The sequence below is a fragment of the Shumkonia mesophila genome, assembly GCF_026163695.1.
Classification (GTDB): domain Bacteria; phylum Pseudomonadota; class Alphaproteobacteria; order Rhodospirillales; family Shumkoniaceae; genus Shumkonia; species Shumkonia mesophila.
Genome location: NZ_JAOTID010000017.1, coordinates 75,546 through 92,925, shown reverse-complemented (window position 1 = coordinate 92,925; position 17,380 = coordinate 75,546). Strand labels below are relative to the sequence as shown.

Here is a 17,380-nt window from a genome sequence, read left to right as displayed (position 1 = left end):
GCCATCACCGCCCATATCGGGCATCAACACCATCCTGGGCTCTACCTATGACCGGAGGAAACTTCGGTCTCATGTCAGGACCTATGAGGTGCCTTCCTCCTAATTTTATCTCAACAATGTTTAGATCATCGTATACATGCCCAGTAGAAAAGCTCAATTTTGCATCAAGATCGACCATCACATAAGGCGGCCGTGACAGGTAGGAAGCTGTTCACCTGCTTACTTACTGTGATCGATATCATTAAGCAGGGAATCTATTATTGGTGTGCAGATCTGCGGCGGCGGGGGGAGGCCATCGTCCCTATGGAGCGCGGCGTTGGGTAGTTTTGTGGTTTTTCTCGATCCGGATTTCCCTCTCGCCGATGTGCGATTAATCGCAGAGCGCCTTTTACGGCTGGAGTGTCTGGTGCCGGGTTGGATTCCGCCTTCGGTCGGGCTCCTCGACCTAAGCGCACTTACTTATGCCGAGGACATCGACGAGATCTCGACCGTAGTCCTCGTTGATCGGAATCTCGCGTCGCGGATGGCTAGGCTCGCGACTGAAGGGACGCCGCGTCGATGGGACTATCCGACGGAAGTTGCCATCAACCTAATGGCATTCGCGCAGGCAATGAATCTTGATATCGAGCCGGGGCTCGCCTTTCACGAACTAGCATCCTCCGTTGGTAACGCCTCGGCGCAAGGAGAACTCTCCTGGTTTAGGGCGGCGGATCGCGGTGCTGCCACCAAATGGATCGACATCGCAATGCGGCGGTGCCACAAGATCGACCTTGGCCCGATTGCACCGCTCGAACCGCACGACCTCGTGCGGCCTCTAAAGCGTTGGAGGCGAAACTATATCGTTTCCTTGAAAATGGCTCGACTCACACTTGAGGTGGGCAGGCAACCCCCAGCCATGTTCGCTCTACTCGATTGGATGATCGACGATTTCATCTTTGCCGGTCCCGCAGCCGTCTATGCCGCGCGTCATTTTGGGCCGACGGTGCGTGCAGGCAAAATGATGAAACAGCTAAGGGCAGAGGATCGCGAACGAGCGATCGCAGGTGCCCGTAATGCGGCATGGGATATTACCTACCTTAGTGAGTTCCTCAGGCTAGTTGCACAACGTGAACACACCAATCAGCAATATGTCTTTGCCACCGCTGATCGGGCACTCCGCGAGACCGCGAGCGCACTTTTCTGCGGGTCGACAGCGACCGAAGACTATCCGGGACAAGCCGAGATTCTCGCCCAGTGGTGGCCGGAAAAGTTCGCACAGCAGATCGCGGACAAATTCTTTCAATGTTTCGAGGTGGCCGGCAGTGGACGAAATCGAGGTGCCGATCTTTCTGGTGACCCTATTGCAGAGATGATTGCCGAGGGTGAAGCTTGGCTACGAGAATGGCAGGCGCCGTGACGGCATTTCGCCTTGGTAGCCTGCGCCGGCTTGGTGGGCGCCGCTGCTATTGTTCGATGCCAGCAGGACTGAACGGCCGAGTTCAAGCACTGCGGTCGGCCAACCGAATGTCAAAGATGGGCTCTAGGCTGCCTTCATGGACGAACTTGACCCGAGATCAGAAATTCGCTTTGCGGGATCGGTCCAAGCTGTTCAAGCCTGCGAGGCTGCCTCTCCCGTCTTCAGTCCATCGATTTTGCTCGCCAAACGGGCGCGCGAATTGCCGCAGTCAAACGTAACGACGTTCTGAAGCTGTTTCTAGCTCTTGGGTACGGTATGCTCTTCTGCAATCCAAGGTTTGCGCAGGAGTTATCCTTATTGCCCTCTTTTTTCCGTATTAGGGCTTTTGCATACAAATTCTTTATATGTGGGGTTCCTTCGAGGCCGCGGGGGAAGCCCACACGGCATCATCTCGGATTTGGTGGGCACTCGTTCCGTGACTGACGATCTGATCAAACCTCGGGCAAGCAACGCCGGAGACGATTTCCACATCCAATGGACAGCCCGCCGACTCACACGTTTGTTGGCAACGGATGTCGATCCGGGATGTCGTCTGGTTGCCGTGAAAATTGAAGGTGCATCAAGGGCCGAAGGCTTATCGGTAAGATCGGGCGAGTTGGGCATCGACACTGCTGAGTACTACGGCAGCGAAAACATTCGAGAAGCCAGTAGAATTGGATACTATCAGCACAAGCACTCGACTACCCGAGCCGATATACCTCTCGCGGCATCGGACCTCGACGAACCATTGTCTTATTTCGCCCAACGGTATTCCGAGCTTGTTGCGGAGTTGGGGCGGGAGGTGGTCAACAATCGCCTATCGTTCGTTCTGGTCACGAACCGGCCGATTTCGAAAAATGTCGTAACGGCGCTGGCCGCAGCCCGCGCTGGCGATTGTGGCAGCCTCAAGGGGTACGCCCGCAACGCCTACAATCGGCTTAAGAAAGAAACCAGGCTGATCGATGACGACTTTTGCGCCTTCGTGCGGCTGGTCGATATGCCTGGTGGAGAGCCGGACCACAATTCCCAGGCGGTGTTGTTGGGACAAGAGCTAAGCGCTTTCATTCCCGGTTTCGATCCGGATGTCGCACTTCGGCTCACCGAACTGGTGCGAAAAGAGGCGTTGCCGGAGGCACGCAACCACCCCGCCATCAATCGGGACAAGCTGCTCGCAGTACTGAACGTCACTGAACGCGACTTGCTGCCTGCGCCTGCGGACTTTCCGGACTGCGGCCCGATAATTCAGCGAACGCATGACCAGACGGTGGCCGATGTCGTCGTTAAGGCAAAGTGGCCGGTGGTGGTGACCGCTTCAGGAGGCACCGGTAAAACCGTCCTCGCGCAAATCCTTGGCTCACTGATGCCATCTGGATCGAAGACGGTGGTGTTTGATGGATTTTGTAATGGTTCTTATCGCCGGCTTCGGCAGCCTCGACATTTGCCTCGAGTGGCGTTGACGCAGATTTGCAATGAGCTAGCGATACAGGGCCTGTGCGATCCGCTGTTGCCTTTGAGGGCGGAGGATCACGAGTACTATGAAGCGTTCCGAACCCGTCTGATACAGGCAGCCGCAACGGTCCGGGCACGTAATCCAGATGCTCTCGTCGTCATCGTGCTGGATGCGGCCGACAATTCCGCCATGGCTGCGGAAGAAGCACACGACACGGCATTCGTATGGGGGCTGCTCCAGGAATCCCCCCCAGACGGCTGCCGCATCGTAGCCTTTGCACGTCCGCACAGAGTGGAGAAGCTCAAGGCTCATTCACAAGAGCCTGTTATTGAGCTTAAAGGTTTCACGCCAGCGGAAACCACCGCACATCTTCGCCGTCGGTTGCCCGATGCTGATGACACGGTGGCCGAGACGTTCCATCGGCTCACCCTCGGGAATCCCCGCGTCCAATTCTATTTCCTTGCAAGGAACCCTGAGGACGGACAAACGCTCATCGCCATGCTTGGACCGGCCGGCCGCACGGTGGATGACCTAATTGCGGAGGAGGTCGAGCGTGCCCTGACAGCAGTTCGGGAGACCACCGAGATCTCGGATATTGTGGACCAGCTTTGCTTTCTGCTAGGCCAGTTGCCGCCGTTCGTGCCGGTGCCCGTGCTCGCCCGGGCGGCCGGCGTTCCGGAGAGTGCCATCCAGAGTTTTGTCGCTGATCTACCGCAGCCACTTTTGATCCGAGAGGATGGTGTCCAGTTCCGCGACGAGCCGGTTGAGCATTGGTTCCGCCAACAGTTCCCTGGCAAAACCGAAGACTACGCCCGTGCGGCCGATCGTCTTGAGGCGCAGGCCGGATACGATGCCTATGTAGCCATGGCGCTACCCCGATTGCTCTACGAGGCGGGGCGGCAGGACGGGTTGCAGACGCTGGCGCTGAGTGACGATGGTCCGGCCGAAACCGATCCGCTTACCCGGCGCGACATCGTTCGCATGCGCATCGCGTATGCCTTGCGTGCGGCTCTTCGGGATGGGCGTCAAGCTGACGCTGCGAAGCTGTTCATCCGAGTGGCAGAGGAGGCCGCCACACAGACTCGTCAAGCCCAGTTCATCCGGGAAAATGCCGACCTGTTCGCGGTGACAATGCGGCCTGACGACGTGGCCGATTTGTTGTTCCGTCAACATCGCGATCTTTGGAAGGGGTGGGGCTTGGCGGATCGAGCGGAGGTCTTCGCTTTATCAAAAACGCTTCTGCCCGAGGCTCTGCCCCATATACGTCAGGCGGCAATCTGGATCGACGACAGTGTGCGCGCAAAAAAGCGCTACGAAATCAAGGAACTCATCGTTGCGCTCGTTGCGCTGACCCATGCTGGGCTGATCGCCGCCGGGGCAAAAGCTGCGTACCGACACAGCTTGAACTGGCGCCCATGGGTTCGGGTTAGGCTTGGGAGGTGTTTGGCCGATCGCCTGATTGATCATGGGCAGTTGGACCTGCTGTCGGAACTGTGCGCGGTGGACGAACCGGATGTCTTCTTTCACCTCGGCGTCCTCGTCGCTATGGACGAAGTGTCCATGGGCCTTTCCGACGACGTCGCGCTGAAATTGGGCAATCTCTTGTTAGAATCCAGCCCTTCGGATGAACTCGGAATGTCTTATCCGGACGACGACATCTCCACAATACGCCATGGCGCCGTAATCCTGGCGGAGTGGCTTGCCGTCGTGGGCAAACGAGAACTAGCTGGGACGTTGCTCGCCCACCACCGGCCTGAGCTTCGTGATCATTTGCCGACGCCGGTTGGGGACATTCCAGACGACCGCGTCACTCTATTGCGCGCAGCTTCGTTGGATGCGGTGCTTCACGGTCGGGATTGTGGAATCGACGATCTTAAACCTGAAAGCCTCAAAGAGAAAAAAGCCACCAGGTTGAAGGGAGAGACCCTTCAAGAGTTCGAGCGCTTTTATGGGGCGGTGCTACCCATGTTTTTCACTCGGGCTAAGGGCCTCCTCGGGAGTTTAGCTACAAGGTCCGTCGCGGACACGCTGTCGGAACATGCCAAGAAGATCGCACAAAATGACTACCGGTACAGTTCGTGGCGGTTCGACGACGTTCTGAAAATCATTCCTCGGTTAACACTCGATACGGCATTACGGCTGGGCTTTGCCGATTCCGAGCTTGTCGGTTCGTTGAACGATTGGGTGGCACGACGTCAAATCATCGCGAAATTTCCGCTCCTTATCCAGCTTTCCAGAACCGCTACCCGGCATGCCGCAACCGGCGAAGCCTCGCATCGCTTTGCCGATCAAGCTGATCTGCTAATCGCCTCTGCCCGGTTGGGAGCGACGGAAACGGCTCGTTCATACGCATCTTTGGCCCGCTCGGTATTGACCAGTCATATCGACCTGACGCGTGGCTGTCTCGATGAGGCGGTACGAATCTTGGACCGTCTCGATTTCGAAGCACGCGAGCGCCTGGAGACCATTCTTGCACTTGCCAACAAGCCAGGTGTGGAAGACGCCGTTGCCGGTTCAGCCGAGGCTTACCGCGTTTCAAGAGTGGCCGAGGCGGTAGAAGTCGTAGCGGACCATAAATTTCCCTGGGAACGGATTGCTGGAGCGCTGGCCCGCCTTTGCCCACCCTCGGCGTTAGCCGTTGTAAGTCGCTGGCGAGATCGTGGTCGGGGTCTACTGGACGAAACTCTACCCTGTGTGACGCTGGACCTCGTCCGGCGTGGCCTGATGGCACCCGGCCCGGCGGCAGCGTTGGAGACGCTTGGAGTTCATTGGAAAGGAGGAGAAAGCCTCGAAGCGTTGTTCAGCCATACGGCCTCACTCTCGCTCAAGGATGTCATTTTTTCGACCCGCTGCCGGGATGTGTTGGTGGAAAGTGGAGGGCGACACGACTTGGAAGAAATTGTCGCCGTAGGCAGAAGGAATGGACTGGATACGCGCGGCCTTGACGACCGTCTTGCCAAAATGAATCCTGCGGAGGACCGATCGTACGCATCAGAGCTTTCTTCAAAACCTGTCCGGGAGGATAGGTCGCTACCCGACTGGGAGTCGATTCTGGGGGGGCAGTCGTGGGCCTCTTCCGAGGAGCTCGATGCCATCCTGGAGGTCGCGGAAAATGCCGATGACCAACGCCTCCGAGAAGTGCCTTGCCTTCATGAAATCCGAAGGCGGACTCCACGGGCGCTTCAATCCGGCTATGTGCGAGCAGTGGTCGGTTCACGCCGGCTCTCCGCAGAGCGTGTCATCTGGGAACTGAAAAGTTTTGCCGAGGAGTGGCCGGGAACAGATATCCGGACTGCGGTGAAGGTGGCCGCCGAGCAGGTTCTAGAACGCAGGGCACTGGAACTGATGGGGAGTGACTTCGGGCTTGCATTCCGTATTCAGGATCTGGAGTCGCTTCTGCAATGGCCACGCGAGCGGATCGTTCGCCGATTTGCGGAAGCGGCCGCGACCCATCTTGACGGGATCTCTTCATCGAATTTGCTCACCCTCGGTGAAGAGCTGTCCAAACCCGTGTCTCCCACCGAAGCCTTGGACATTCTCCGGTTCGCACTTGATCGGTTCGAACTGATACTGGATGCCGAAGACGGCGACGGGCCGTGGGATCAAGCACTGGCACCGGAATCGGACATTGAAAAGGCGGTTGCTGGGCTGGTGTGGGCCACGCTTGGTGCGCCGGAGATCACGATGCGCTGGCGTGCGGCACACGCCGTACGTCGCCTCTGCATGTTTGGTGCAACTGGTGCGCTCGGCCATCTGGTGGACTGGATGGATCATTGCGATGCGGGCCCCTTCGTCGACCGGCGGCTAACGTTCTATCACCTGCATGCTCGATTGTTCCTTCTGATGGCGCTATCCCGCGCCGCTCTCGATCACCCGGCCATGATTGCACCTCATGTAACTGCCATCGCTCGTCATGCGGTTGGCGCCGGTTGCCTGCCCCACGCCGTGATCCGGCTTTATGCTCGGGATGCCTGTCTCGCCGTAGAGGCCGCCTTGCCGGGGACTATCGATGCGGAGGCACTGCTAGACCTTCAGCGGGTTGGTGTAAGCCGTCATCCGCCTGCGCCCCGCCCTCCTTATCCCTATTCGTCGGACAACTGGCTTTCTCCGGGAATACCAGCGATGGAGGATGATTGCCGATTCGACTACGATCTATCCCGCTACGGGTTCAGTGCCATTGGGCAAGTGTTCGGACTAACCGCCAGGGATGTAGGTCCGCGTGTTGCCGCATGGTGCAAGCGTTTTTCCGTTGACGGTGCCAGTCTCGATTGGCGAAACGACCAACGACTGAAGCGAGGCGTATTACGGGGCGAGGACACTCATACATCGCGTGGCGGTTATTCCAAGGCCGACAACCTGAATTTCTATCTAACCATCCACGGGATGATGTGTGCTTCTGGAGAACTCTTCGAGACGACATCTCTCGTGGTCGAGGATGGTGTGGCGGGTGAATGGAATCGATGGATCGAGGATCACCGACTGAGCCGCTCAGATGGGCGCTGGATTGCCGACCGCCGTGATCCGTCGCCGCCCCGGCTTTCTCTACACCGGCCGCCAAAAGAAACAGAGAAACTCTGGCTGGACGGTGTTGCCAGCGACGATTTCGCCAACATGCTTTTCGACGCCGAACACCAGGATTGTTTAGTTGTCTCGGGCCGGTGGTCCGAGAGACACAGTTTCGGAGACGAAACCGTAAGCATTTCTTCGGCGCTGGCCAATCCCAGAACCTCGGGCGCTTTGATGCGAGCTCTGCAATCGGCTGCGGATCCGGACACCTTTGCCTTTCCTCCCGAACGTTCTTATCCGGAACGTGTACTTCCAACTCGGTTTCGTTTGTCGCACCTGACCGCCGGTCGTTACGTCCCGAGCGGAATTGACCAGCATGATCCCCTATCGGGTCGAATCCAATATCCACCTGCTGCGCCACGCCCCGCGCTCATGCGTCTGTTGGGCCTGACGGCACATGATGATGAGCGCTTGTGGCATTCCGCTTCCTTGGGAATCGTTTTTCGATCGCAATTGTGGGGATATTGGGATGAACGTGATCCATATTCCGAACGTCATCGAGGGCGTCGTCTCCTAGCGTCTTTTGGAGGGTTGGACGCACTCCTGCGGCGAACAAGTCGGAATCTTGTGATTTGGGTAAGAGTCGAGCGAGCCAAGGATGGGCACATTTATGACGACTCGGAGGAAGAGCGCCGGCGAACCACAAGTCGAGCTTTTGTCCTGCAACCAGGAGGAAACCTGCTTGACGGCACAGGACAGAATCATCGTCTTGGGTAAGGCCCTAGTTGTTTTGCTTGAACGGAACGGCCAAGAGGACGTCACCACCCATTGGATGGCCCACTACTTGGCCGAACTGATGGAGAAGGCGCAGGCGACGACCGGACCGGAGCGGGCGCAAGCGCAACGGGAAGCGGCGGATTTGATTCTGGAGTTGTGGCGCCATCGGACGTACATGCCAGGACGATATCCATTGGCGAGCTTTGAGCCCGTGTTTCGTACATTTGAACGCCTATCAAGCGATGCGCCCTGGTACCATCTCCCTTCCCGACCTTCTCCTGAGGATGGTACGGCTGAACCGATATTGCAGTGGCTGGAACGAGCCGAAGCAATCGACAAAACCTCACGGGTAATCATTCGGCACTGCTTGAACCGGGCCATTGAAGCCGCCGCCGAGGCCGAAGGGGATTGGTTGAACCTGCTCAAGGAGTTGCCCCCATTCGAGGACGAGGCGCCGGCAATCATTCGTCGCATGATTGGTGCAGAGAATGAACACCTTTCGGAAGGAGAGGCGGAGCGACAGAAAGTCCTCAAAGCGCTGGACACCCTTGCTCAGCTTCTGGGGGAGATCGGTCGCGCCACAGGTGGCATATTTTCGAGTTGAAAAGTCCGCGTTTCCAAGTGACATCCCATTGCCGTCCAAGTGAGCGCCTTTCTTGGCCGTAGCGGGGCTTTCTCACTGCCTGTCTTTTTGTGCCGGCGAGGCGACATCCCAAACCGGCCGCAGGATTTCCCCCGGATCGATGCGCAGGATGCGGCAGAACACGGTGTACTCGTATACGTCCAACCGCCTCTGAAGCCGTTCTATCCGGCTGATGAACGACTGATCCTCCCCATACGCCTCCGCTAGGTCCCACTGCGTCATCCCAATTTCCTTCCGCCGCTCGATGAGGCGGCGGATGATTTCCGCGTAGGGCTTGGAGAACAGTGATTTGCGTGGCTTTGGCATGGCCGCGAAACATCACAGGGAATTATCGCATAGTGCAAAACTCCCTATTGACCGTGTGGCCTGGCACACTTCATCTTATGGATGCAGCTGCCCAGGGCTCGCTGCACCAGAGTACCTAAGAACGTAAATATCCACCTTCGCCGGACGAATCGAAGGGGATTCTCGTCACGAAGCCTGGTCCCGCAAGGCGGGTGCCGTGTCTTCTCAACATGGGGGAAACCAATGAAGAGAACGTACCTTTCGCTTTCTGCCGTTTTTGCCGCCACGATTCTGGCGGCCTGCCAGACGACCAAGGAGGCCCCGAATGCGGCCTCTATCGGGGTCGACTTTTCGTGGCAGGGGGTCACGAAGTGTTCCAGCAAGTCGCCCGCCTTCAAATTGACTGGCGTTCCGGCTGAGACCAAAACCCTCAACTTCCGCATGACCGACCTCGATGTCCCGTCGTACCAGCACGGAGGCGGGAGCTTGGCCTATACCGGGCAGGGGGAAATCCCCGCTGGCGCCTTCTCCTACGTCGGCCCTTGTCCGCCGATGGGCTCCCATGACTACAAGTTCGACGTGATGGCGTTGGATGCCAAGGGCGACACCATCATCGGCAAGGGAAGCGCCACCAGGGCATTTCCCCCCAAGTAAGAGCCGAACTGCCTCGGCAGACCGCACGAGCCGCCCCCTCTTGTATCATCGCTCGCTAGAGGGGGTGGTTCTTGGCGTTTGGTGAGCGAGGAGAGGGATGGGTAATCCCCATGTAGGAATCTTTTGGTTCGTCCCGGATGAGGCGGCGGGTCTCGCCCTGGTCTGTGATCGAACGCCACTGCCCCAGGCCGAGTTGTACGGGGATTGTCTCACCCATGCGAAGGGCCACTACGAGTACTGGTCCGAGTTGGGAGCCATGGGTGAGGCGGCGTTTCGCCGACAAGGAATCCCGACGGCAGTCATGGTGTGCGAGTACGAGGAGTTCCCCCGAGGCCGCATCGTCTATCACGTGCCGGATAACCGCTTTACCGTTTACGCCGACCGCAAGCTGTTCGCAGTGGAGTTGATCACGCGGGTCATTGCCGCCTTCGATCTGCCCGCTAAACGGTGCGAGGTGCGAGCGGACGGCCACTATCGGAGTCCCCGTCATCTGGAGAGACGTAACTGGTAGCCAGAACCTGACATTTGATATCTCGTCCGGGTGCCGGTTCGACTGGGATGACCCCCGCCAAGCTTGCACTAGTACGACTGTCAAGCGAGAGTGGGTTCCTCCATAACCCCTATGTGAGAAATGAACGACGATGAAACCTCCCACTCGGGATGTGTACGTTATCTATGACAGTGAGCGAGCCGCTTGCAAAATTGGCGTTTCTAATTGCGCCGAGCAACGATTTTGCAACCTCCAGACGGGTTCATCCGTCGATCTTGAACTGACGCATATAGAGAAGGTGCCATATCCGCTTGGAACCAAGGTTGAACGAACGGCAAGAAAGATATTGACCGATTTGGGGCATCCCAAAACGCGGGAGTGGATTGGGAGGTGCTTTCCGGATCAGGCGCGGGACGCAATTGTCACTGCTCACGAAATTGAGCGGGCCCGCAATGCCAACGATTCTGTCAAACCTCGAATGAACGAGCTTGCTTTAAGGGTGCAAGAATACATGTCACGCGACGCGGTGTGCGACTCGGTTGTTTCTACTCATGGAAATGAGCGTGGCTGCAACGCCGAAGATTCTGTCAAACCTCGCACGAATAAGTACGCTTCAATGATTTTAGAACTAATGTCCCGTGACGAGGAGTAGCCGTGATATCTTCACCGTTTGTGACAATGGCTCTGCGCTGATGCTTTGAAGCGTTGCCAAACGGCGTAAACTCACACGCATTCGTCTCGAATAACTCTCCGTAAACGACAGGAGAGCCATTCATGGAAAACGAATTCGAGCGTATTCCCCTCATCCCTGCCCCGATCCTCAAGGCCAATCGGGTTCATGAGCCATACGACACCCGGTTTCGTGCGGCTGCCCGCCTTCTGCAATCCCTTTGGCGGCAGGAGCAGGGCCTTCCGGTCGGCTACCACCGAAACCGGGAGGGGAAGCGCCGCAAGCTGGGCAGTCGCCTGAATTTCGCGGCGGCCAAGACGGGAGCCAACTTCATTGACAGCGGTGCTGCCAGCTTGGTGCGTCGGGAAGTGGCCTACCGGGAATTGGGCGCGTTCATCGACGAAGGCCGCCTTTATGGGAACCTTCTTTCGAGCCAACCCCTATGCTTCAACCTGTTCGGTCCCCTCAAGCTGGACCGCCCGACGGCCGAGGCCTTCTTCAAGAGGCTGTTCCCCGACTTCGTGGCGGGAGTTGAGGCGATCTGGTTTGAACACTCCCCCGGCCGAGGGAGCCCCCAGTACACCGACGACCACAGCGCTTTCGACGTGTTCGTTCGCATCATCACCACGACCGGCGAGTCGGGTTTCATCGCGATCGAGGTGAAATACTCCGAGTCGATGCAGGAGCCGATCTCACCCTTGCGGCCACGGTACGACGAGGCTAGCGACAGCGTCGGGGTGTTCATCGATCACATGGCCACGGAACTGCGGGAAGCGCCGCTACAACAGCTCTGGCGCGAACACCTGTTGAGCCGGGTGATGCTCCAGCACGGCCTTTATGCTGAAGGGCGCTTCGTCGTGATTGCTCCCGCCCAGAACACCCAGTGCGGCAACGCCGTGCGCGCCTACCAAAAGCATCTCAAATCCGAGGAGCCCGCCGAGTCGGGGTTTCAGGTGGTCGCGCTGGAAAGCTGCCTCGATACGCTCGACGCTGTCGGCGCCGGAGACATCGCGGCCAAGCTCCGGAGCCGCTATCTGGATTTCGGCCTGATCGATCGAGTGGTGTTTGGCGAATAGGTGGAAGCACCTGCCTCGGGTGTAGAGCTGCCAATTCTACGCCCGAGGCTTAGCTGGCATTGCGATATAGGCTGTTCCTATGCCGTCGCCAGAGCAGGTTGTGGATCGTCCCGCCACGGCACGGTTTCCATATATGCGAGGAAGTTGTCCGCCTGCCTTCCGATGTCCAGAATATATCTGCCAACCTCCACTCGATAGAACCGGCCGGAGCCAACCAACCAAAATATCTTGTCGAAGGCATAAGCGGTCATTCCAATATCGTCGGCGGCTCGTCGGATATCGAGCATCATTCGGTAGTCACTTTCGGCTGTCGAGATACCAAGCTGTCCAGCCAGATAATTGATGTGCGTATCGGGCTTAGGAAACTCAGTGCATCCAAGCTCTTTGAGGAAGTCACAGGCGAGCGCCAAGCCAAAGCCATCAATTTCTTGGGCCAATACCAGAGGCAGCGCAGCGGCGGTTTCAGGTTTCTGCCGGAAGGATTCCAGCCATTCTATAAAATCCTCAGCGGTGCGATATTGCGCCACTAAGTGAGCCGCCGATAGCACGGTCTGACAAAATATCGGCCACAACGAGCGTTTCGAGTTGAGCAGCTTGCCCGAAATGCGGCCATCGTCATGCATCTTCCGAAAATAGGCAAATAGCTGACCGGGCGTTTCCCAGTCCCGTAGAATGGCTTCCGCATCAAAATCGTGCAACATGGTACCGAGGTCCTGCCATCCGTTCATCAGGCAACCGCTAATGACCTTGTTGGCTCCGCGGCGGTTCTGCGCAGACCAGAGAATACCCGACAAAATGCCCTTGCGAGTTGCGGCTTCTATTGTGTGTTCTGGCTGTAGATGAAGCTCGATGATTTCGTCGGGTGACTTAGTCACCCAGGGGCCCCAAAAATCTGGGTACTTGGCAAGTTCCTCTTTTATCAAAGGCCGCAAGAAATTTCGGGCCTCGGCGACTATCCTGAGTAGCTCGTTAGCCGACAGCATGGCGTAGGTTCATCCTCCCAAAATACCAGTGGCTTGGCGTTCCGCCGCCATCATGTCAGAGAGATGCCGCCAACCGGTGTTGAGTTTCATCTCTAGCATCGCTGATGGTGGCGAACGCTCCAGAAAGCAGAGTGTCGACGGCACACCAGACGCGGCCGTTCCTGAAGATGTTCCCGGTCGTGACTTCCACCGAAGGACGCATTGGTGGACCTAGATGATAAACAAAATGGTCGACTTCCGTTTCTGGCCAGAGCGGATTGTAGATGGATAGGTTCTCCACGATCTCAAAATGGTCGACGTGGTGCACCGACTGTAGCTGCCCGAAGTACCGAAAGCCCACGTAGTTTGGCGGCTGGACCGGCCAGTTGTTTCCGACTGGATGGAAGTAGCATCGGTCCTTTTCCACCACATCGATCCATGTGTGCGTCTGTCCTTCGACCATCGGCTGTCTACCCAGGGAAACTACGAAGACGTTGTTGTCCGACTGCCGTTCCATCGACACAAACTCCCCAAAATGCTCGATGAGTTGGTCAAGCCAAAGCTTTTCCTCGAAGGCCGAGGCAAGCGATCGGGCCTGTTTGGCCAGCCTTTGAAGGTCACCCCACGACATGTGAACAATCCGGATGCCCTCCAGTTCAGCCGGCAAACGACGTAATGCATACTTTCAATCAGCCGCACTCACCGACACGAAGGCTTGGCGTTCAGCACCTATGGCATGAAGGCGAGGGCGATATCGTGAGAACTGCTCCATTCCAGGCAGCTCCCACCAACGCTTGGCTTCGAGGATCAAGTGGAAGCGGCGGCCCATTTGAACCTCCAGGTCGGTATATCCGCCGTCTTCACCATGCTTTTGCAGCGCGATGAAGGCGTCATCGATACCCAAGGCCTCATCAAACGCAGCTTCAATGAAGATCTGCCGATAGCTGGAACTCCGCTCCAACACCCAGCCCAAAGCAAAGGTGGCGCTATTTTCGTCCGCACCATTGAGCCGAAAAACGCTCAGAGGCCGGTTGCCGCGTATCGTGAGAGCCATGTACCAACTCTCCATCCCCTGTGCCCGCGCCCGATTTTGTACCTTCCTGTGGCGCGTCGGCAACTTGAGACTATGAGGGCAAACTGATTTCGAGCGCCATTAGCCAATCAATCACGGCCGGAAAGAACTTCGCCAGCGTGACAATAGCTGCGTCAAGTTGGGGATTGCCGGAAGTTCCGGCCTTTTGGTCGATACCCTTTTTCGCCGCACTTATTGGCGGCAGGAAGGAAGTGCAAAGCAGCGCGCTGACGAGCCTGACCCGGCAGCCCCGGACAGCTGCGAAAGTGCATATCGAATTGTGGGAAATTTGTGGGAAAAAATAAAAGGGCCTTTCTAGGCCCTTGAAATGATTGGCGTCCCCTAGGGGATTCGAACCCCTGTTACCGCCGTGAGAGGGCGGTGTCCTGGGCCTCTAGACGAAGGGGACGCGCGAGGACCCCTCCATTTAAGGGAAACGCCCGCCCCGATCAAGAGCTTTGCTACGGGCGCCCGGGCCGTCGCGGCGCCGCGTGGCGGCGGGCCGAGGCGATGAAGGCGTCGACGTCGGCCTCCCGGGTGTTGAACGCGGTGACCAGGCGCACCAGCCGCGCCCCTTCGCCCGGCCAGCGGTAGAACGAAAAGCCGTCGGCGAAAAGCCCCTGGATCACCGCTTCCGGCAGTTCGACGAAGATCTCGTTGGCCTCGACCGGGTGGCGGAACGCGGCGCCGGGAATGGTGGCCAGCCCGGCGGCCAGGTGGGCGGCGGCGGCGTTGGCGCGGCCGGCCAGCCGAAGCCACAGGTCGTCTTCGAGGTAGGCGTCGAACTGGGCGGCCAGGAAGCGCATCTTGGAGAACAGATGCCCCGCCCGCTTGCGCCGATAGGCGAACGTCCCGGCCAGTTCGCGGTCGAAGACGACGACGGCCTCGGCGGCCAGGGCGCCGTTCTTGCTGGCCCCGAAGCAAAGGACGTCGACCCCGGCCTCCCACGAGGCTGCGGCCGGGCTGCAGCCCAGCATGGCCAGGGCGTTGGCGAAACGGGCCCCGTCCATGTGGACCCTGAGCCCGCGGCCGTGGGCGAGGTCGGCGATGGCCTTGACCTCGGCCGGCGTGTAGACGGTGCCGGCCTCGCTGGCCTGGGTCAGGCTGACGGCGGCGGCCCTGACGTGATGCACCCCGTGGTCGGGGGCGTCGAGCGCGGCGGCCAGGGCGGCGGGGTCGAGCTTGCCGTCGGCGCCGGGCAGCAGGACCAGCTTGGCGCCGCCGGTGAAGAATTCGGGGGCGCCGCACTCGTCGCATTCGATGTGGGATTCGGGATGGCAGAAGACGGCCCCGAACGGCGGCGCCATGACCGAAAGGCTCAAGGCGTTGGCCGCCGTGCCGGTGGCGACCAGGAAGACGTCGGCCTCGCGCCCGAAGACCTCGGCGATGCGCGCCTCGACCCGGCGGGTCAGGGGATCGTCGCCATAGGCGGCGGCCGGCCCGTGGTTGGCCTTGGCGATGGCGGCCAGGATCTCGGGCGCCGCGCCGGTCACGTTGTCGCTGCTGAAGTTCATTCTTTCTCTTCCTCGCGGCCGTTGGCGGCGGGACGCACGCCATAGGGCTGCCAGTCGGTGGTGCGCAAGGACACTTCGCGAAACTGCCGGCCCTCGCCGTCGAGCACGTGGGCGGTGGTGTGGATGGCCTGGCCGTCGAGCACCGAGACGATCAGCCACACCAGGTCGGGCTCCCACGCCCGTTCGAGGTCGCGCGGCGACGGCTGGGCCGGATGGTCGGGGTGCGAATGGAAATGGCCGAGGATGCGCTCCGGCCCGCCGTCGAGCGCCCGCATGACGTCGAGCCTGAGGCGCGGCGACACCTCGAAACGCTCGGCGGCGTTGTCCTCGGCGACGTTGGGGCTGACCTCGACGCGCGTCACGATCAGATCCTGTGGCGGCTGGGTATAGCCGACGACAAGCCCGCAGCATTCGTCGGGATAGGCCGCCTCGGCGGCATCCACGATCTGTTTGAGGAGCGGCCGCGGCAGCAGGATCACTTGGCGTTCCAGACCTTCACGTTGCCCATGATCTTGCCGCTCGCCAGGTCGATGACGACGATCTGCTGGCAGGCCCCGTCGGCCGGTCCGACGCGCAGGAACAGCCGGTTGCCGTCGGGCTTCATGTCCTCGATGCGGCAGCCGGGGCCCAACGGCACCAAGACGTCGCCGAACGCCGCCCCCGGGCGGATGTCGGCGGCGGCCGGCGGGCGGGCGAAATCGAAGAAGGTGAAATCGGGGTCGGAGGCCTTTTTCATCAGCCCGTAGGCCATCACTCCCATGACGAGCGCGATGAGAACGCCCATTCCGATGACGAGGGCCTTGAGTGCGTGCATGGTTTCGTTCCACTCTGTCGGCGATGACAACCCCTGACGTCCAAACCACTTACACCGTTCCCGTGCCCGAAAACAAGGGCGGCCAGCGCCTCGACCGCTGGCTGGCCGACGCCGTGGCCGGCGTCTCGCGCAGCCAGATCAAGCGGCTCGTCGAGGCGGGGCGGGTCAGCCTTGTCGACGGCGATCCAACGCCGCCGCCGGTCCTCGACGTGTCCAGGCGCGTCAAGCCCGGCGAGATGTTCGCCGTGAGCATACCGCCCCCCGAACCGGCGCTGCCGCAACCCCAGGACATTCCGCTTCGGGTGATCTACGAGGACGAGGACCTCATCGTCATCGACAAGCCGGTCGGTCTGGTGGTCCATCCGGCGGCCGGCCACGCCGGGGGGACGCTGGTCAACGCGCTGCTCGCCCATTGCGCCGGCAGCCTGTCGGGGATCGGCGGCGTCGCCCGGCCGGGAATCGTCCATCGCCTGGACAAGGACACCAGCGGCCTGATGGTGGCGGCCAAGAACGACGCCGCGCATCATGCCCTGGCCCGCCAGTTCCACGACCACGATCTGGAGCGCGCCTACTACGCCGTGGTGTGGGGAATGCCGACGCCGCGCCAGGGCGAGATCGAGGGCAACATCGGCCGCAGCCCGGTCAATCGCAAGAAGATGGCGGTGGTGGCCCGCGGCGGCAAGCCGGCGCTGACCCGGTACAAAGTGATTCGCCCGGTGGGAACCTTTGCCAGCCTGCTGCGTTGTGACCTTGCCACCGGAAGGACCCATCAGATCCGCGTGCACATGGCGCATCGGGGCCATCCGGTGGTGGGAGACCCCCTCTACGGCGGGGGACCCCGCCATCGCCTGCGCGACGCGCCGGAGGCCGTGCGCCAGCGGGTGGCAGCGGTGGAATCCCAACTACTTCACGCATTTTTGATCGGATTCAGGCACCCAAAAACCGGGAATTTCATGCGATTTGAGACCGAAATTCCGCTTGAAATCAACGCCTTGATGTGCGAATTAGATCGCGTGTAATTTTCCCCTATTC

General features: G+C 59.5%; 15 protein-coding genes and 1 tRNA gene. 8 read left to right on the top strand and 8 right to left on the bottom strand.

Annotated features, from left to right (window positions below):
• The first annotated feature begins 316 nt into the window (after positions 1–316).
• From ODR01_RS21755 to ODR01_RS21745, 3 genes are all read left to right on the top strand, one after another.
• Positions 317–1,396: a hypothetical protein gene (locus ODR01_RS21755; RefSeq protein ID WP_316979814.1), complete on the top strand. Its 1,080-nt coding sequence runs from the start codon at positions 317–319 to the stop codon at positions 1,394–1,396.
• A 475-nt stretch (positions 1,397–1,871) separates the two neighbouring features.
• On the top strand, positions 1,872–8,168 hold the full coding sequence (locus tag ODR01_RS21750; protein WP_316979813.1) for a P-loop NTPase family protein: 6,297 nt from the start codon (positions 1,872–1,874) through the stop codon (positions 8,166–8,168).
• Complete coding sequence (locus ODR01_RS21745; RefSeq protein WP_316979812.1) at positions 8,134–8,772, top strand: hypothetical protein; 639 nt, start codon at positions 8,134–8,136, stop codon at positions 8,770–8,772. The genes ODR01_RS21750 and ODR01_RS21745 overlap by 35 nt, the downstream gene beginning before the upstream one ends.
• 72 nt (positions 8,773–8,844) lie before the next feature.
• On the opposite strand, the gene ODR01_RS21740 is transcribed toward ODR01_RS21745, so the two are convergent.
• Positions 8,845–9,117 (bottom strand): helix-turn-helix domain-containing protein, encoded by a 273-nt coding sequence (locus ODR01_RS21740; RefSeq protein ID WP_316979811.1) that lies wholly within the window; start codon positions 9,115–9,117, stop codon positions 8,845–8,847.
• A 222-nt stretch (positions 9,118–9,339) separates the two neighbouring features.
• On the opposite strand from ODR01_RS21740, the gene ODR01_RS21735 reads away from it, so the two are divergent.
• From ODR01_RS21735 to ODR01_RS21720, 4 genes are all read left to right on the top strand, one after another.
• On the top strand, positions 9,340–9,750 hold the full coding sequence (locus tag ODR01_RS21735) for a YbhB/YbcL family Raf kinase inhibitor-like protein (protein WP_316979810.1): 411 nt from the start codon (positions 9,340–9,342) through the stop codon (positions 9,748–9,750).
• A gap of 193 nt (positions 9,751–9,943) precedes the next feature.
• Positions 9,944–10,261 carry a hypothetical protein gene (locus ODR01_RS21730; RefSeq protein WP_316979809.1) on the top strand — a complete coding sequence of 106 codons (318 nt, stop codon included), beginning with the start codon at positions 9,944–9,946 and terminating at the stop codon, positions 10,259–10,261.
• 130 nt (positions 10,262–10,391) lie between these two features.
• Positions 10,392–10,892, top strand: coding sequence for a GIY-YIG nuclease family protein (locus tag ODR01_RS21725; RefSeq protein WP_316979808.1), 501 nt, complete (start codon positions 10,392–10,394; stop codon positions 10,890–10,892).
• A 122-nt stretch (positions 10,893–11,014) separates the two neighbouring features.
• Complete coding sequence (locus ODR01_RS21720) at positions 11,015–11,986, top strand: PGN_0703 family putative restriction endonuclease (protein ID WP_316979807.1); 972 nt, start codon at positions 11,015–11,017, stop codon at positions 11,984–11,986.
• A gap of 77 nt (positions 11,987–12,063) precedes the next feature.
• Here ODR01_RS21720 and ODR01_RS21715 read toward each other — a convergent pair whose 3' ends face one another.
• From ODR01_RS21715 to ODR01_RS21685, 7 genes are all read right to left on the bottom strand, one after another.
• Complete coding sequence (locus ODR01_RS21715) at positions 12,064–12,969, bottom strand: hypothetical protein (RefSeq protein WP_316979806.1); 906 nt, start codon at positions 12,967–12,969, stop codon at positions 12,064–12,066.
• A gap of 55 nt (positions 12,970–13,024) precedes the next feature.
• Positions 13,025–13,579, bottom strand: coding sequence for a hypothetical protein (locus ODR01_RS21710; protein ID WP_316979805.1), 555 nt, complete (start codon positions 13,577–13,579; stop codon positions 13,025–13,027).
• Positions 13,580–13,633: 54 nt separating this feature from the next.
• Entirely contained in the window at positions 13,634–14,002 is a 369-nt protein-coding gene (locus tag ODR01_RS21705) for a hypothetical protein (RefSeq protein ID WP_316979804.1), read from the bottom strand.
• 351 nt (positions 14,003–14,353) lie between these two features.
• A tRNA-Glu gene (locus tag ODR01_RS21700) sits at positions 14,354–14,429 on the bottom strand.
• A gap of 52 nt (positions 14,430–14,481) precedes the next feature.
• Positions 14,482–15,534, bottom strand: coding sequence for a threonine aldolase family protein (locus tag ODR01_RS21695; RefSeq protein WP_316979803.1), 1,053 nt, complete (start codon positions 15,532–15,534; stop codon positions 14,482–14,484).
• Positions 15,531–16,013: a M67 family metallopeptidase gene (locus ODR01_RS21690; protein ID WP_316979802.1), complete on the bottom strand. Its 483-nt coding sequence runs from the start codon at positions 16,011–16,013 to the stop codon at positions 15,531–15,533. The genes ODR01_RS21695 and ODR01_RS21690 overlap by 4 nt, the downstream gene beginning before the upstream one ends.
• Entirely contained in the window at positions 16,010–16,348 is a 339-nt protein-coding gene (locus tag ODR01_RS21685; RefSeq protein ID WP_316979801.1) for a hypothetical protein, read from the bottom strand. Before ODR01_RS21685 ends, ODR01_RS21690 begins: the two co-directional genes overlap by 4 nt.
• Between ODR01_RS21685 and ODR01_RS21680 the strand changes: the two genes are divergently transcribed.
• Positions 16,339–17,367, top strand: a complete 1,029-nt coding sequence (locus ODR01_RS21680; RefSeq protein WP_316979800.1) for an RluA family pseudouridine synthase — start codon at positions 16,339–16,341, stop codon at positions 17,365–17,367. The genes ODR01_RS21685 and ODR01_RS21680 overlap by 10 nt on opposite strands.
• Positions 17,368–17,380 lie beyond the last annotated feature (13 nt).

Bases quoted from the DNA above. Each gene is read 5' to 3' on its own strand.
- ODR01_RS21740 (WP_316979811.1), bottom strand. From the start codon at position 9,117: ATGCCAAAGCCACGCAAATCACTGTTCTCCAAGCCCTACGCGGAAATC.
- ODR01_RS21735 (WP_316979810.1), top strand. From the start codon at position 9,340: ATGAAGAGAACGTACCTTTCGCTTTCTGCCGTTTTTGCCGCCACGATT.
- ODR01_RS21725 (WP_316979808.1), top strand. From the start codon at position 10,392: ATGAAACCTCCCACTCGGGATGTGTACGTTATCTATGACAGTGAGCGA.
- ODR01_RS21720 (WP_316979807.1), top strand. From the start codon at position 11,015: ATGGAAAACGAATTCGAGCGTATTCCCCTCATCCCTGCCCCGATCCTC.
- ODR01_RS21715 (WP_316979806.1), bottom strand. From the start codon at position 12,969: ATGCTGTCGGCTAACGAGCTACTCAGGATAGTCGCCGAGGCCCGAAAT.
- ODR01_RS21710 (WP_316979805.1), bottom strand. From the start codon at position 13,579: ATGTCGTGGGGTGACCTTCAAAGGCTGGCCAAACAGGCCCGATCGCTT.
- ODR01_RS21705 (WP_316979804.1), bottom strand. From the start codon at position 14,002: ATGGCTCTCACGATACGCGGCAACCGGCCTCTGAGCGTTTTTCGGCTC.
- ODR01_RS21695 (WP_316979803.1), bottom strand. From the start codon at position 15,534: ATGAACTTCAGCAGCGACAACGTGACCGGCGCGGCGCCCGAGATCCTG.
- ODR01_RS21685 (WP_316979801.1), bottom strand. From the start codon at position 16,348: ATGCACGCACTCAAGGCCCTCGTCATCGGAATGGGCGTTCTCATCGCG.